We start from the raw sequence: 16,312 nt of genomic DNA on the forward strand, positions 1-16,312 counted from the left end.
AGTTATCCCAGTCTTACAGGCAGGTTGCCCACGTGTTACTCACCCGTCCGCCGCTGACCTTTCAAAAGCACGCTTTTAAACGGTCCGCTCGACTTGCATGTATTAGGCACGCCGCCAGCGTTCGTCCTTAGCCAGGATCAACCTCTCCAATCAAGAGTCTGAGCTTTTGCTCAAAATTTGCTAGCTTGTGTTACTTAAATTCATTTTGTCGTGTTCCGTAGAACCTACGTTATGACGCTGTTGTTTTGTTTAGTTTTCAAAGATCATTTACTCTGTCGTCTCTCTCAAGGCGACTTTATTATCTTATCAAATCAATCAGTTTGTGTCAACAACTTTTTTCAATTCTTTTTTTAGAAGAAACGATGTCGTTTGTGACAACGAATATTAATATACCATCGCTAGAATACAAAGGCAATAGGTTTTTTCGATTATTTTCGTTAAATGATAATGTTGTAATAGTCTCATTATTCAGTGTGCCTTTTTGCTCTTTTTCTAAAACTCCTTTTATTCTTTCTCTAAACTAAAAAACGCCGCACTGCTTATTCTACAGTGCGGCGTTACATTTTAAAATTAACGGTGTCTCATTTGCGGGAATAACAACACATCTCTAATAGAAGGAGAGTTTGTCAACAACATAACAAGGCGGTCAATTCCAATTCCGAGACCACCTGTTGGCGGCATACCGTATTCAAGTGCCTCGATGAAGTCGTGATCCATTTCGTGTGCTTCGTCATTACCTTGCTCTTTTTCTTTAAGTTGTGCTTCAAAACGCTCTTTTTGATCGATTGGATCGTTAAGCTCAGTGAAGGCATTGGCATGCTCACGGCCAACAATGAACAATTCAAAACGATCAGTGAAGCGTGGGTCTTCTGCATTTTTCTTCGCTAGTGGAGAAATTTCCACTGGATGCCCGTAAATGAATGTAGGTTGAATAAGCGTTTCTTCTACTTTCTGCTCGAAGAATTCGTTTAAGATATGACCGAACTGCATATGTTCTGTAATTTGAATGCCGTGTTCTTTTGCAAGAGCACGAGCGTCTTCGTCTGTCATCTGCTGCCAGAAGTCTACGCCTGTTGCTTCTTTGACCGCGTCAACCATGTGCAGTCGCTTCCACTCAGGTGTCAGATCAATTTCGCTGTCGGCATACTGAACCTTGGTGCTGCCCAATACTTCCTTGGCGATGTGAGCAACAAGGTTTTCTGTAAGGCTCATGATGTCTTTATAGTCTGCGTATGCTTCATATAGTTCAATCATGGTGAATTCCGGGTTATGTCTAGTGGATACACCTTCGTTACGGAAAACACGGCCAATTTCATAGACTTTCTCTAAGCCGCCGACAATCAGGCGTTTTAGGTGAAGCTCGATGGCGATACGCATGTATAGAGTCATATCTAATGTGTTGTGATGTGTAATAAACGGACGTGCTGATGCTCCGCCGGCAATAGAGTGCATCATTGGCGTTTCCACTTCCAGATAACCATGGTCGTCCAGGTAGCGGCGCATCGCTTGGATGATCTTAGAACGTGCAATGAATGTTTCTCTGCTTTCTGGGTTTGTAATTAGGTCAAGATAGCGTTGACGGTACCGTTGTTCCACGTCTTTAAGTCCGTGATATTTCTCAGGCAGCGGGCGCAATGCTTTTGTTAGAAGTTCAAAAGAAGTCGCTTTAATAGAAAGCTCACCTACTTTTGTTTTAAAAATAAAACCTGATACTCCGACAATGTCACCGATATCTGCTGAATTGAAGATTTCGTATGCTTCTTCTCCTACTGCATCTTTACGAACATACAATTGGATTTGGCCAGTAAGGTCCTGGATATGTGCAAAACCCGCTTTTCCTTTACCGCGCTTTGTCATAATACGACCAGCAAGGGTTACAGCGATTTCCTGTTCGTCCAACTGTTCTTTTTCGATTTCGCCGTATTGGTTAATCAGTTCTTTGGAGTCGTTTGTGCGCTCAAATCTAGCTCCAAACGGATCCAACCCTTTATCGCGGTGTTTTTGTAATTTTTCTCTCCTAACCATTAACTGATCATTCAAGTTTAATTCTTCTTGACTCATTCTATTCAACTCCAACTAGTAATTTATCTACTCATTTATGTAGCAGCTTTTCTTTTATCTATCATATAGACTTTCCAACTATAAATAAAGCTAAAACTGCCAGTAACAACTTACTGGCAGTTCGATAGTGTTTTTGAGGTACAGTCGCCTAGCGTAGTTTAGATCGCTTGAGAAGTCATTGCTTCTTTTTCCTCAGACTCTTCTACAAGGTTATCAAGCAAACTTACAAGATCCATTCTTGTGTTGCATTCATTAATAGAGTTACGTACTATTGCGTTGCCGCGGATGCCTTTTAGGTACCACGCTGTATGTTTGCGCATTTCGCGCACTGCTGTATTTTCTCCTTTAAGGTCGATAAGACGATCAAGGTGCAGCTTACATACGTCCATTTTTTCACGTACAGATGGTTCCCCAACAAGCTTTCCTGTTTCCAAGTACTGTACCGTACTATAGATCATCCATGGGTTTCCGAGTGCCGCGCGACCAATCATGACACCGTCCACTCCCGTTTCCTCAAGCATTCTTTTTGCATCTTGAGGAGTTTGAACGTCTCCGTTTCCGATGACAGGAATGTTAACAGATTCTTTTACCTGCTTAATGATGTCCCAGTCTGCATGTCCCTCATACATTTGTACTCTAGTACGACCATGTACGGCTACCGCTTGCCCGCCTGCGCGTTCAACGGCACGGGCATTTTCAATGGCAAAGATGTGATCTTCGTCCCAGCCTGTCCGCATTTTAACCGTGACCGGCTTGTCGACTGCATCAACAACAGCTGCTACCATCTCATAAATTTTGTTCGGATCAAGCAGCCATTTGGCACCTGCGTCACACTTGACGATCTTTGGTACCGGGCATCCCATATTAATATCAATAATGTCTGCTGTTGTGTTTTTGTCCACAAATTTTGCCGCTTCGACAAGCGTATCTTTCTCGCCTCCGAAGATTTGCAGGCTAAGCGGTTTTTCGCGCTCATCAATATAAAGCATACCCATCGTTTTAGCATTTTTATAGAGGATCGCTTTGTCACTTACCATCTCGGCACAGACAAGGCCCGCTCCGAATTCTTTCACCGTCAGACGGAACGCGGCATTACAAACTCCAGCCATCGGCGCTAAGACCACTTGGTTTTTCATGTTGATATTGCCGATTTTTAACATTAGTTGTTGACCTCCTCCCTTTTTAGTTCTGGTGGTTCGAGTTCCTTAACCGTAATATTTAGTTCATCGGCAATCGACTGAACTAATTCTTGTGAGGGAACGCGGTTTCCTCGTTCAACCTCTCCTAAAACAGAGACTGATATATGAAGATTCTTCGCAAATGATTCTTGGGTATATCCTTTCAGCTTTCGGTAAGCCCGGATACGTCTTCCCCACTTCTCGGCTTCCATACATGTACCCCTTCTCTATCTTGTTGTGCAAGTAGTTCTTTTCTATCTATCTCTATGGGCAGATCATTATTTTCCGCGATCTCCATTAAAGGAACAAAAACAAAAGCTCTTTCCCACATTCTTGGATGCGGGATAATAAGCTCTTCTGTTTCAATATTTTCTTGGTTATACAATAAAATGTCAAGGTCTAAAGTACGCGGACCCCATCGCACTTCTCTTTTCCTGCCAAAAAGATGCTCAAATCCTTGTAATACCTTTAATAAATCAACAGATGTCAAATGAGTTTTTACTTTAATTACCATATTTAAAAACTTGTCCTGTTCTGTATAGCCGACAGGATCTGTTTCGTAGATGGATGATTCCTTCTCTACTATTATCTTGTCATGTTGATGGATTTTGTCTACTGCATCCTGAAGGTACCGGGCACGGTTTCCTTGATTGGACCCCAAGGCAATATAGGCTGTATTCATTAGGATCGGCCCCTCGTAATTTCTACTGCGACAGATTCATAATGTCCAGGGATTGGAGGATCCGGCTTGATGGCTTTGATGGTACAACTTTTAATCCGTTCAAAGGATGACAAAATCTCCTCTGCGATTCTCTCCGCAACGGTTTCGACTAATTTATGCGTTTCACCCTCCACTACTTTTTTACATGTATTATAGAGGTCCGCATAATTGACGGATTGTGTTAGATCATCGGATTTACCTGCTTTGGATAGATCAAGTTCCACTATCAGATCAATTATAAACCGTTGGCCGAGTTTTGTTTCTTCTGGAAAAACGCCATGGTATCCGTAGAATTTCATCTGATTTACATATATCTTATCGATAGGAAAGCCCTCCTTCATAAAGCATCGCATCCATCATTTTCGCCATACGCGCAATCTCTTTTACATCATGTACACGGACAATGTGGCAGCCTTTCTGTATGCCAAGACACACCGTAGCCCCGGTCCCTTCCATTCTCTCCTCCGCCGGAAGATCTAACACATGGCCGATAAACCTTTTTCTAGACGTACCAAGGAGAAGTGGGTAACCAAGCGTATGGAAGTGCTCAAGCTTTTGCATCACTTTGATATTGTCTTCATATGTTTTAGCAAACCCTATCCCCGGGTCCAAGATAATGTTTTCATCCTTCACCCCGGCAAGTTTGACCAATGTAATACTCTCAAACAAGTCACTGATCATATCCGGAATCAATTGGTGATAGTCCCGCTCTTTCCGATTTTGCATAAGTATGATCGGTACTTGAAGCTCCGCTGCAACAGAAGGCATATCAAGGTCTCCCTTAGCCCCCCATACGTCATTGATGATATGGGCCCCTGCCTGAATTGCCTGCCTTGCCACTTCTGCTTTATAGGTGTCAATGGATATGGGCACTTGCACTTCCTTTGATATTGCTTGGATAACTGGAATGACCCGCTCCAGCTCCATTTCCAGACTCACCTTCTCCGCACCGGGCCTAGTCGATTCCCCGCCTATATCAAGGATGTCGGCCCCTTGTTCGACGAGTTCCTTAGCACGCAAGACTGCCATTTCCACTTCGTTGTATTTGCCTCCATCGGAAAAAGAATCTGGCGTGGCATTCAAGATCCCCATTATTAAGGTTCTTTCACCCAGCGGCAAGTTATATGGTCCACATATCAGCTTCGTTTGATATAAGTTTGTATTTCCCATTTTTCCAATCTACCTTCTTTACCTGTTGATAGGTCATCAATTGCTGTTCTGTACTCTGTTTATATAAATCTTTGAGACAAGTGAGCCAAGATGTCTCAACCATAGGGAATACTGTGTCATCAAGTTTATTGATTCTTATTATTTCCTGGGTGGAGTTGGTGACGAATACCTCATCCGCTCCCAGAAGGTCCTCTAGGGGGAACTCCCCTTCTTTCACTTCCAGGTTGAGAAGAGCGCATAAATGCAGAATGAACTTTCTGGTCACTCCATTTAGAATGCCTGTTGAAATGCTCGGGGTATAGACCGTGTCCCCTTTTATCCAAAAAATATTGGAAACAAGTCCTTCTGCCACAAAGCCTTCCTGTGTAAGAAAGATCCCCTCTACATCCAGCTGAGTCCCTAACTCCCTTTTACCTAAAAGATTATTTAAATAGTGGTGAGACTTTAACCTCGTATCACCTTCTGGTGTATTGCGTCTCCGCTTTAAAATTACAGCATGTTTACTCGCTGTATTGTGTTCAGGTACAGGCCTTGTAAATAACAACAAGGACGGGGCCCGGTAAGTCTCTGTGGGAAGCCCCCAGTTACTGATGCCGGCTGTAACATTGAGCCGGATTACACCATCCGTTAAATCGTTTTTCTCTAATGCTTCTGTTACCAATTTATATAACTGCTCATCTGAATGGTCCCACTCTATATAGACCGACTCTAACCCGTCCCTTAAACGTTTCATGTGATCGTGAAACAAGAACGGGATGCCGTAATACGTACGGAACGTTTCAAAAAGCCCCACCCCGTATAGAAAACCATGGTCCATAACCGAAACATTTGTCTCTTCTATCGGCTGCCAGCTTCCGTCTTTATAAACAATCATGTTATACCTTTTTGGTAGAGTAGGTTGAGATGAAGTTGCGCAATAATTCTTTACCTACGGAGGTCATGATGGATTCCGGATGAAATTGAACTCCTTCGATTGGCAGCTCTTTGTGGCGGATGGCCATTATCTCATCCTGATCTGTCCATGCTGTTATTTCAAAGCACTCCGGAAGGGTTTCCTTTTTCACAATTAAAGAATGGTATCTTGTCGCAACAAATGGATTTGCCAAGGTACGGAAAATTGTCTTCCCGTCATGATGCATCTCAGATGTCTTGCCATGCATCAATCTTTCCGCCTGTATCACGTCTCCACCAAACACTTGGGCAATCGATTGATGTCCAAGGCATACTCCAAAGATTGGTTTCTTACCGGCAAAATGCTTGATTACTTCTAAACTAATTCCTGCCTCATTCGGCGAACAAGGTCCAGGAGATATCATTAAAAACTCTGGATTAAGCGCTTCTATCTCCTCAATGGTAATTTCGTCGTTTCGCTTTACCACTAATTCCTCTCCAAGCTCTCCTAAATATTGCACCAAGTTGTACGTAAATGAATCATAATTATCAATCATTAAAATCATACTCTCACCTCTGCTCGTTTTTTTAACTCTTCTTCACTCAGCTCTTTCGCTTTCCATAAGGCTGCGGCTTTCTTTAAAGATTCCTTATATTCCCGCTTCGGCACAGAATCAATGACCACTCCAGCACCGGCCTGTACATAAGCCATTCCGTCTTTAGCAATCATTGTTCGGATGGAGATATTCAATTCCATCTCTCCATCATAGCCAATCCACCCTATGGAACCAGTATATACAGAACGTCTTACCGGCTCAAGTTCTTCTATGATCTCCATTGTCCTAACCTTGGGAGCACCTGTTATCGTACCGCCGGGGAAAGTCGCCTCGATGATATCAGAAATATTCTTTCCTTCTTTCAATTTCCCCTGAACATTGGAGACAATGTGCATGACATGCGAATATTTTTCGATAGCCATGAACTCATTCACTTCTACCGTGCCGTACTCACAGACCCGGCCCAGGTCATTCCGCTCCAGGTCCACTAGCATGACATGTTCGGCACGCTCTTTTTCATTATCAATCAGCTCTTGTGCAAGCTTGAGGTCCTCTTCGTCCGTCTTGCCACGGGATCTGGTCCCTGCAATTGGCCGCGTACTTACCATATCTCCTTTTTTCTTAACTAAAAGTTCCGGGGAACCGCTGACCAGCTGGAAATCAGGAAACTGCAAATACCCCATATATGGTGAAGGGTTAATCTTTCTCAAAGAGGAGTATACTTCCATCGGATGAGTCATGAGTGGCTCTGCCTGTCTGACAGAAAGATTCACCTGAAAAACATCACCTTGTGCTATATATGCTTGAACCTTTTTCACAGCTTTTATGAAGTCCTCTTCTGTAAAAGAGACCTCTCTGTTTTCTATAGGTTGTCTTTCTGATGTATAGGGATAGCTAGATTCTTCCACTGGCTGTTCCCATTGCTTTTTATATTGCTCGAGTCGTGCTTTGGCGGTCCCTTCTTGTCCTTCACGAGAATGGCTAATTAAATAAAGCACGCTCTCTTGCTTGTCATATACGAACACATCATCAAATAACAAAAAGTAAAGATCAGGCAAGGCCAAGTCATCCTCTGCTATTTCCGATAAACGCTCAATGTATCTGACACAATCATAGGTCAAATAGCCAATTGCTCCTCCTGTAAAGTCAGGGAAACCTTGTAGTTTCTGAATAGATCGCTCAGAAATGATTTCTTGTAATGAAGATAAAGGATTGCCACTTCTCTTTTCCTTTTTCCCATCGTGATAGTCAATGTGCAGCTCTTGTCCTTTCCCTTGAATAGAGGCAATTGGGTCGAGCCCGATAATATGGTATCTCCCCCCACGTCCACTCTCCAAAAGGACATGATAAGGCTTGTCCTTTGCAAGTGCTTTATATTTTTTAAACCATTGATCTTCATTTAACGTTAGCTTAATTCCTACAGGCACCTTTTGCATTCTTGCTGTCACGCTCCTAAATTGCATACTACCCTTATATTACATGAAAATTACACTCGGATGCACGATAAAAGAAAAGGGAAACAGTTCAACAGACTGTTCCCCTTAAGATAACCTATTCTTCAAATTGATATAATGGTGTACTCAAATAGCGTTCCCCATTACTAGGGATAATTGCCAGCACCTTTTTGCCTTTTCCTAGCTCCTTAGCCACTTGCAGTGCCGCAGAAATGGCAGCGCCGGAAGAAATACCCCCAAGCAAGCCTTCACGTTTAGCGGCAAGGCGTGCATATTCAAATGCCTCTTCATTTTTCACTGTGATAATTTGATCGTAAATGTTTGTATCTAAAATTGAAGGTACAAACCCTGCACCAATTCCTTGAATTTTGTGGGGGCCTGGTTTTCCACCAGAAAGCACCGGGGAATCCGCAGGCTCTATAGCTACTATCTTAATTCCTGGGAATGCCTCCTTTAAGACCTCCCCAGCACCTGTTATAGTACCGCCTGTTCCGATACCGGAAACAAAGGCATCCAGACCGCCGCTGAATTGTTTTACAATTTCTCTGCCTGTCGTGTTACGGTGAATTTCAGGATTTGCCGGATTATTGAATTGCTGCGGCATGAACAACCCTTTTTCTTTTGCCAATTCTTCCGCTTTTCTAATCGCCCCACCCATGCCTTCCGGACCAGGTGTAAGCACTAATTCTGCTCCATATGCACGGAGGAGATTTCTTCTCTCCAAACTCATCGTCTCAGGCATGACCAAGATAGCCTTAAGTCCTTTAGCTGCCGCAATCATTGCGAGACCAATTCCGGTGTTTCCACTTGTTGGCTCGATAATGGTGTCGCCTTCTTTTAACTTGCCGTCTTCAATAGCAGCGTCAATCATCGCTAGGGCGATACGATCCTTTACACTGCTGCCAGGATTCATAAATTCAAGCTTCAGATACACATCTGCCATGTCTTCTTCTACAATTCGATTTAGCTTTACGACGGGAGTATTCCCGACTAACTCATCAATAGAATTTGCTACTCGTACCATTTATTTTTCCCCCTGCCTCTAAAACTTAGTGTTTTTGTCGGATTAATCCCATTTAACACCATTAAATCTGAATTGTCAATTTATTTGGTTCGACCTATTGTGCAGAAGGAAGGTTCCACTCCACACCCACTTCGTCCCAGAATATCGAGGCATCCACCGAACCGTCCATGTGTTCCATTGCAAGATGTCGTCGAATCTGATCTTTTACTTCTTCAAAGGAATATGTGACTCCGTCCATTTTTTCATGAAGGTAGATGATTGCATACTTTCCGTCAACAGAAATGGGATCGCTCCACGACTTTTCTTTTAGGTTTGCAGCTTCTGTCATATAGACTGTTGGATAGACTTGCGATTCATGTGTTAAAAATCCAAGGTCTCCTCCTTGATTTGCCGTCAACTCATCCGTTGAAACTTCCATTGCAAGAGACGTAAAATTGGATCCATCTTTTAGTTCCTTTACAACAGTTTCCGCCTCGTCCTTGGTCTCTACAATAATATGTGAGAGATGAAAAGAATCCTCAATCGTATATAGCTGCTTATTTTCTTGATAATAACTTTGCAATTCCGTTTCAGGTATCGTGACATCTTTAACAAGTAATTCTTCAAGCAATAAGCTAGAACGAATCTGTTCCTTCACAAGCTCTTCAGAAGTATTTGTATGCATAGGAGAACGGCTGTACATCGTTTTAATCATTTTCCATTCTCTGTCGACCGACTGTTCCGATACTGTCACCTTGTATTTCTTCGCAATTTGCTTAACCACTTCATTATTGACCATTTTCGTCAGCATTTCCTGTCCATACATGCCTTCAAGTTCCTCTAACATATCTTTCCTCGTGATGACGGTATCTCCAACTGTTGCAACAATATTGGCTTGACCATTGACAAAAGCTGCCTCTTTTAACGAGAAGCTCTGTTTTACCACTACAGCTAGAGTGAGACAATTAATAATCACAAGACCAAAAATGATATTCCATACCCACTTTTGTTTTAATCTCCGCTTTTGGTTCATATGTGCCCCCTAGCCTTTTACTTGCTCCCTCATTGCCTCTAATTCCTCTTTGCTGAAAAGATACTTTGCATTACAGAAATGACAGTGTGTTTCTGCTTGACCGTCTTCCTCGATAATTTCTGTTATATCCTTCTCGCCCAATGAGATAATCGCTTGTTCAAAGCGTTCTTTTGAACATGTACATTTAAATTCAATCGGCATGGTTTCCAGGAACTTAACATTCCCTTCACCAAGAATGTCTGTCAGAAGTTCCTCCGGCGATAAGCCTCTTTCAATTAATTTTGAAACAGGAGTCATATTGTTGATTTTCTCTTCAATCAACGTGATCGTCTCTTCTGACGTTCCAGGTAAAAGCTGAATGATGAATCCTCCCGATGCAAGAATAGTGTTGTCAGGGTTAACAAGCACACCCACTCCGACTGCAGAAGGAACCTGTTCGGAAGAAACAAGGTAATAAGTAAAATCCTCTCCCAGCTCTCCTGATATCAATTCGGTTTGACCAGAGAAATGTTCTCTAAGTCCGAGGTCTTTAACAACAGAAAGCGTTCCGTTGGTTCCGACCGCACGTGCTACATCAAGCTTGCCGTGCTGATTCAAATCAAAATGCGTTTGTGGGTTTGTAACATAGCCTCGAACTTGTCCCTTTGCATTGCTGTCGACTAAAATTACCCCAATTGGACCACCGCCATCAATTTTCACGGTAAGTTTATTTTCTCCCTTTAACATCGCACCCATCATGACGGAAGCAGTCATCGCCCGTCCTAGTGCAGCAGAAGCGGTTGGCCAAGTCTGATGGCGTTGTTGAGCTTCCCCCACTGTTTCTGTTGTTCTAATTCCATATGCACGTACCTGGCCTTCAAAAGCCAAAGCTTTTACGAGATAGTCTGACATGCTAGTTAGCTCCTTTCGACTTTCAATCCTCTTTAGTATTTTTCATGTAAATCAAATGCAGTCCCTTCAACGTTAAGAAAGGATCTACGATATCAATGACATCTGATTCATTACCGATAAGCGCGGCAAGGCCACCAGTAGCAATCACTTTAGGTGTTACGTCACTTTGTCTCTTCATACGATTTACGATACCCTCAACTTGACCAACATAGCCAAAAAGAATACCCGCTTGCATCGCACTTACGGTGTTTTTACCAATTACTCCATCTGGTCTTGCTATTTCTATTCTAGGAAGCTTGGATGCACGTGAATAAAGCGCTTCTGTGGAAATGCTGATTCCCGGCGCGATTGCGCCGCCCATATATTGCTTGTCCTCGTTTATGTAGCAATACGTGGTTGCAGTCCCAAAGTCCACAATGATTAATGGGCTTCCATAAAGATGGATCCCTGCGACCGCATTGACGATTCTGTCTGCACCAACTTCTCTAGGATTTTCATACTTTATGTTTAAGCCTGTTTTGATTCCTGGTCCTACAATCAATGGTTTCAGATGAAAATATTTTTGACACATTCTTTCAAGGGAGAACATGATTGGCGGCACAACGGAAGAAATGATGATTCCTTCAAAGTCTTTAAAACTTAAGCCCACATGTTCAAGGAGAGATTTAAAGATCATCCCAAATTCGTCTTCTGTTTTATTACGGCTTGTTTCGACACGCCAATGATGTTTTAATTCTTCTCCGTCATATACACCTATTACGGTATTGGTATTACCGACATCTAACACAAATAACATTTATATCCCCACCATGCTTTAAAATTAGTTTCATTATACTATATGGTAACCTAACTGACCCAATAGAAATGATTATTCCTTGGGAAATCATGATTCGACAGAATTCTACTGTTCGCGTTAACTCCCTGTCCCCTTCCGTTCCGGGGTTCGCTTTCTTAGGGGCGACCTTGAGCCTCTTCACATCGTTTGACCTCTTTAACGCCGCTGTTGATTTCCTCAAATGGCTTCGCTTTCCTAGGGGCGCTGCTGGAGCCTCCTCGGCTACGCCTGTGGGGTCTCCACCGAGCGCTATCTCCCTCAGGAGTCTTCGCCTTTTGCTCCAATCAACAGCTATAAATTCTTTCACCACATAAATTTTCAGTTTTTCTGCGTTCTCCTTCGTGATTGCTCTCAACATTGCCGCTACTTCCCCGCAGGGAGTCTCACCTCTGCACTTCAGTCAACAGGGGGGGAATTCTATTTGACACTTTTGGATTACATAAAAAAGGTGCCTGATTTTACTCCAGGCACCTTTTTGTTTATTCAGGTTTGTTTTGATCAGTGGATTCAGTTTTGTTTTCATCTTTTTTAGAGTTGATATTCACTTTCACATCTTCGCCACCATCAGTCTTTGTAGGAAGTTCTGGAAGCTTCCCTTTATCATATAGGTGTCTGATTTGATCTGCATCAAGTGTTTCAACTTCTAAAAGAGTTTGTGCTACAAGCTCCAGCTTATCTCGGTTCTCGGTAAGAATTTGCTTCGCTCTTTCATAACACTCTTTGATGAAACGTTGAATCTCCATATCAATTTGGTGTGCAATGGCATCACTGTAGTTTTGCTCATTTTGGATATCACGGCCAAGGAAGACTTGCCCTCCTGAAGCCTGACCAAATTGTAATGGACCAAGCTTTTCGCTCATTCCGTATTCGGTTACCATTTTACGCGCTATACCTGTTGCACGTTGGAAGTCATTATGGGCACCAGTACTTGCTTCACCAAATGTGATTTCCTCTGCAACACGACCACCCAATAGACCTGTGATCTTATCTAATAGCTCTGGTTTAGTCATAAAGTAACGATCTTCTTTTGGAAGCATGACCGCATATCCTCCAGCCTGCCCGCGAGGTACAATTGTCACTTTATGTACCGTATCAGCTTCATCCAATACGACACCGATAATAGTATGGCCCGCTTCATGGTATGCAACGATATTACGCTCTTTTTGAGAGATAACTCTGCTCTTTTTAGCAGGTCCAGCAATTACTCTATCAATCGCCTCATCAATATCCAACATATCGATATGCTTCTTGTCTTGTCTTGCAGCAACAAGTGCCGCTTCATTCAACAAGTTCTCAAGGTCCGCCCCAGAGAAACCAGGGGTACGCATCGCAATTGTCTTCATATTGATACTATCATCGATAGGTTTATTTCTTGCATGGACTTTCAGTACTGCTTCACGGCCTTTCAAGTCAGGACGATCTACCGTGATTTGACGGTCAAAGCGACCAGGTCTCAATAAAGCCGGGTCAAGAATGTCCGGTCTGTTCGTTGCGGCAACGATAATGATCCCTTCATTCGCTCCGAAACCATCCATTTCAACAAGCAATTGGTTTAAAGTCTGTTCACGCTCATCATGACCTCCACCTAGGCCTGCGCCACGTTGGCGACCTACTGCATCGATTTCATCGATGAAAATGATACATGGAGCGTTCTTTTTCGCATTTTCAAAAAGGTCACGCACACGGGATGCACCGACCCCGACGAACATTTCCACAAAGTCAGATCCACTGATAGAGAAGAATGGTACTCCAGCTTCTCCTGCAACCGCTCTTGCTAGTAACGTTTTACCTGTACCAGGAGGTCCAACAAGCAGAACCCCTTTAGGGATACGTGCACCAAGCTCGGAGAATTTACGTGGATCCTTCAAGAATTCCACAACCTCGACAAGCTCTTGCTTTTCCTCATCTGCACCGGCAACGTCTTTAAATTTAACCTTTTTCTTCTCTTCGCTATATAGCTTTGCCTTACTTTTACCAAAGTTCATGACACGACTTCCGCCGCCCTGCGCTTGATTAAGTAAGAAGAAGAATAAGATAAAAATAATGACAAAAGGAATGATGGAAGTAAAGAAGGTTACCCATCCGCTCGTTTCTTCCGCCGGATCAACTGTCATTGGAATTTTTTGCTCTTGGGCAATGGATTCTACACGTTCCAAAGCACTTGCACTATTTGGAAATACGGATACAAAAGTCTCTCCTTCTTTAGCGCCTTCCAACTTACCACGCGCTTCATACACCGAACGCGTTGGCTGAATGGTGAATACTTCCACCTTATTTTCTTCAAGATTTTGGATGAATGTATTATAGGTGATCGGTTTTTCGCTCGTGTTAGGGCTATTGAAAAAGCTCACAACACCAATGACCACTAAAAATATTAATAAATAAAAGATGGTATTACGAAATATTCTGTTCATCCCTTACCTCCTCCCACGATAGCCAAACTAAACCAATAGTAACATAGTAAATTAATCCAATTCAAGGAATCTGTATTGGGATAGCTTATTCTTCTACGTTAGAATAAATTTCAGGTTTTAATACTCCGATATACGGAAGGTTACGATATTTTTCAGCATAATCAAGGCCATAACCTACAACAAATTCATCTGGTACGATGAACCCAACATAGTCAGCTGTGATATCAGCTTTTCTTCCACTTGGTTTGTCAAGTAGTGTAACAATCTTGATAGATTTCGCTTTGCGGTAGCGGAATAATTCCACTAGGTAGCTTAGCGTCAAACCGCTGTCGATGATGTCTTCGATGATCAGGATGTCTCTTCCTTCTACTGAAGTATCTAAGTCTTTTAGGATCTTTACTTCACCAGAGGAAACAGTGGAATTTCCGTAGCTTGAAACGTCCATGAAATCCATTTCCAAATATGTATCCATACGTTTGATAAGGTCACCCATGAAAGGCATTGCGCCTTTTAACACACCAATCGCCAAAGGAAAACGATCACTGTAGTCTTCTGTTAATTGTGCACCTAGTTCTCTAACCTTTACTTGAAGCTCTTCTTCACTAAAGAGTACTTTTTCGATATCTTTGTTCATTTCTTTGTTGCCTCCCAAACTTTTTGACTCGTTTTGCAAGTTAATACTAAAACAGGACCCATCGTTTCCTCTGTTGCTTCGAAAGCGGAACGTTTAAGCATGGGTATCCACAAAATCTCATGGTTGGCATCGACGATTAAAGGCCATAGTTCTCGTTGTTGAAGAGGTACTTTACCTTCAATGAAGATGCTTTTGATTTTTTTGGAACCGTTTGTCCCCTTCAGTTTCATTCGATCGCCGTCTAAACGGGTTCTCACATATAGCGGAAGAGCGACCTTCGATAAATCAATCACAGCTTGATTTTCTTTGACATCTTGAGGTTGTTCTTGTGTCTGAATCTCACTGGTGATCATAAAATCGGTAGGTAACGCCACATTACCAGGGACTTCAAGCATATGCTTGTAGGCTTTATCACGTTTATCCTCATCAAATGTCAATGTGCATTCATTATAGGATTTGATAACCTGTAAGCCATTTGGGAAATGCAGCCTTCCAGAAGGGTGTTCACTTTCCAATAAGGATAATAAATTATCAATATGTATAGAGGAAAGAGATGGAGGAATTTCATTATTATAGAGATAGTTTAATATTAGTTGAATCCCACGCCTTTGTAAAGGTTTAGCCATTAAAAGCAATGGTTTGGTATCCAATATCACTCTATTGATTGCTTTACTCTTAATAACGGCAATCCATTCCTTTTCCATTAACGCCTCTATGTATTGTTCACTCTCCTGTATTTGCTCGCTGAAAGCTTGAAACCTTTCATGAAGTCCAGGAAATTCCTCCTTCAATATTGGTAGAATGTGATGCCGCAGCCTGTTTCTTCTGTAGGTGTCCTTGTCATTGCTGGGGTCATGCCTGAATGGAACGTCATAGACAGTGAGATATTCCATGATTTCAGACTTTGTTACAGTCAAGAACGGACGAATAATCACTCCATCTCCAAAGGCCCGTTTAGGAAGTATCCCTGCGTAACCTGTCATAGAAGATCCCCTTCCAAGTCTCATTAGGATGGTTTCCACCTGATCGTCAGCGTGGTGACCGAGCGCAAGGAAGTCAGCATGATATTTCTTCATCACTTTTTCATAAAAAGCATAGCGGCATTCTCTTGCAGCAACTTGCACGGTGAGTTTCTTCTCTTTTTGATAGGCAGACACATTGATTTGTTCTGCTTCAAAAAGAAGACTCCTTTTTTCACAATGTTGCTTTACGAACTTCATATCCTCTTCGGATTCCGCCCCTCGGAACATATGATCGACGTGGGCTACTACTAGCTTCAGGCGCTTAGCTTCTTTAATGGAATCTAAATAATGAAGCAAACCCATGGAATCTGCTCCGCCACTGACACCAACCACCACAGTCGAGTTGGCTGGCAGCAAGTCATATTTATCTATGAATGTCGAGACAGTCTCCCACATAGTGTGTACCCATTCCTTTAATCTACGCGTATAATTTCTATTTTATCCTACC

General features: G+C 42.5%; 17 protein-coding genes and 1 rRNA gene. All 18 read right to left on the reverse strand.

Annotated features, from left to right (window positions below; translation table 11 throughout):
* Positions 1-153, reverse strand: a 16S ribosomal RNA gene (locus HF078_RS15240); the annotation flags it as partial.
* Between the two features lie 417 nt (positions 154-570).
* Complete coding sequence (gene lysS, locus HF078_RS15245) at positions 571-2,061, reverse strand: lysine--tRNA ligase (protein ID WP_169291938.1); 1,491 nt, start codon at positions 2,059-2,061, stop codon at positions 571-573.
* 158 nt (positions 2,062-2,219) lie between these two features.
* Positions 2,220-3,221, reverse strand: coding sequence for a tRNA dihydrouridine synthase DusB (gene dusB, locus HF078_RS15250; protein WP_169291939.1), 1,002 nt, complete (start codon positions 3,219-3,221; stop codon positions 2,220-2,222).
* Positions 3,221-3,451, reverse strand: a complete 231-nt coding sequence (locus HF078_RS15255; RefSeq protein WP_169291940.1) for a helix-turn-helix domain-containing protein — start codon at positions 3,449-3,451, stop codon at positions 3,221-3,223. Before HF078_RS15255 ends, dusB begins: the two co-directional genes overlap by 1 nt.
* Positions 3,403-3,921 (reverse strand): 2-amino-4-hydroxy-6-hydroxymethyldihydropteridine diphosphokinase, encoded by a 519-nt coding sequence (gene folK / locus HF078_RS15260; protein WP_169291941.1) that lies wholly within the window; start codon positions 3,919-3,921, stop codon positions 3,403-3,405. Before folK ends, HF078_RS15255 begins: the two co-directional genes overlap by 49 nt.
* Entirely contained in the window at positions 3,921-4,283 is a 363-nt protein-coding gene (gene folB / locus HF078_RS15265; protein WP_169291979.1) for a dihydroneopterin aldolase, read from the reverse strand. Before folB ends, folK begins: the two co-directional genes overlap by 1 nt.
* Positions 4,276-5,130, reverse strand: coding sequence for a dihydropteroate synthase (gene folP / locus HF078_RS15270; RefSeq protein WP_169291942.1), 855 nt, complete (start codon positions 5,128-5,130; stop codon positions 4,276-4,278). Before folP ends, folB begins: the two co-directional genes overlap by 8 nt.
* Positions 5,081-6,004, reverse strand: a complete 924-nt coding sequence (pabC, locus tag HF078_RS15275) for an aminodeoxychorismate lyase (protein WP_169291943.1) — start codon at positions 6,002-6,004, stop codon at positions 5,081-5,083. Before pabC ends, folP begins: the two co-directional genes overlap by 50 nt.
* Position 6,005: 1 nt before the next feature.
* A complete protein-coding gene (gene pabA / locus HF078_RS15280) occupies positions 6,006-6,587 on the reverse strand; it encodes an aminodeoxychorismate/anthranilate synthase component II (protein ID WP_060666732.1) in 582 nt (193 codons plus the stop codon).
* Positions 6,584-8,014 (reverse strand): anthranilate synthase component I family protein, encoded by a 1,431-nt coding sequence (locus HF078_RS15285; RefSeq protein WP_169291980.1) that lies wholly within the window; start codon positions 8,012-8,014, stop codon positions 6,584-6,586. Before HF078_RS15285 ends, pabA begins: the two co-directional genes overlap by 4 nt.
* Before the next feature lie 115 nt (positions 8,015-8,129).
* The gene (cysK, locus tag HF078_RS15290; protein ID WP_169291944.1) at positions 8,130-9,056 is read right to left on the reverse strand and encodes a cysteine synthase A; all 927 of its coding nucleotides are present in this window, start codon (positions 9,054-9,056) and stop codon (positions 8,130-8,132) included.
* Between the two features lie 94 nt (positions 9,057-9,150).
* Positions 9,151-10,068, reverse strand: a complete 918-nt coding sequence (locus tag HF078_RS15295; protein WP_169291945.1) for a peptidyl-prolyl cis-trans isomerase — start codon at positions 10,066-10,068, stop codon at positions 9,151-9,153.
* Positions 10,069-10,077: 9 nt separating this feature from the next.
* Positions 10,078-10,959, reverse strand: a complete 882-nt coding sequence (gene hslO / locus HF078_RS15300; RefSeq protein ID WP_169291946.1) for an Hsp33 family molecular chaperone HslO — start codon at positions 10,957-10,959, stop codon at positions 10,078-10,080.
* Positions 10,960-10,981: 22 nt separating this feature from the next.
* Positions 10,982-11,755, reverse strand: coding sequence for a type III pantothenate kinase (locus HF078_RS15305; RefSeq protein WP_060666727.1), 774 nt, complete (start codon positions 11,753-11,755; stop codon positions 10,982-10,984).
* Positions 11,730-12,152, reverse strand: a complete 423-nt coding sequence (locus HF078_RS15310; protein ID WP_169291937.1) for a hypothetical protein — start codon at positions 12,150-12,152, stop codon at positions 11,730-11,732. Before HF078_RS15310 ends, HF078_RS15305 begins: the two co-directional genes overlap by 26 nt.
* 121 nt (positions 12,153-12,273) lie before the next feature.
* Positions 12,274-14,208 (reverse strand): ATP-dependent zinc metalloprotease FtsH, encoded by a 1,935-nt coding sequence (gene ftsH / locus HF078_RS15315; protein ID WP_169291947.1) that lies wholly within the window; start codon positions 14,206-14,208, stop codon positions 12,274-12,276.
* 85 nt (positions 14,209-14,293) lie between these two features.
* Positions 14,294-14,842 carry a hypoxanthine phosphoribosyltransferase gene (gene hpt, locus HF078_RS15320; protein ID WP_010191424.1) on the reverse strand — a complete coding sequence of 183 codons (549 nt, stop codon included), beginning with the start codon at positions 14,840-14,842 and terminating at the stop codon, positions 14,294-14,296.
* Entirely contained in the window at positions 14,839-16,260 is a 1,422-nt protein-coding gene (gene tilS, locus HF078_RS15325; protein ID WP_169291948.1) for a tRNA lysidine(34) synthetase TilS, read from the reverse strand. The genes hpt and tilS overlap by 4 nt, the downstream gene beginning before the upstream one ends.
* Between the last annotated feature and the right edge of the window lie 52 nt (positions 16,261-16,312).

Source organism: Bacillus sp. RO2 (genome assembly GCF_012911845.1).
Taxonomy (GTDB): Bacteria; Bacillota; Bacilli; order Bacillales; family Bacillaceae_I; genus Sutcliffiella_A.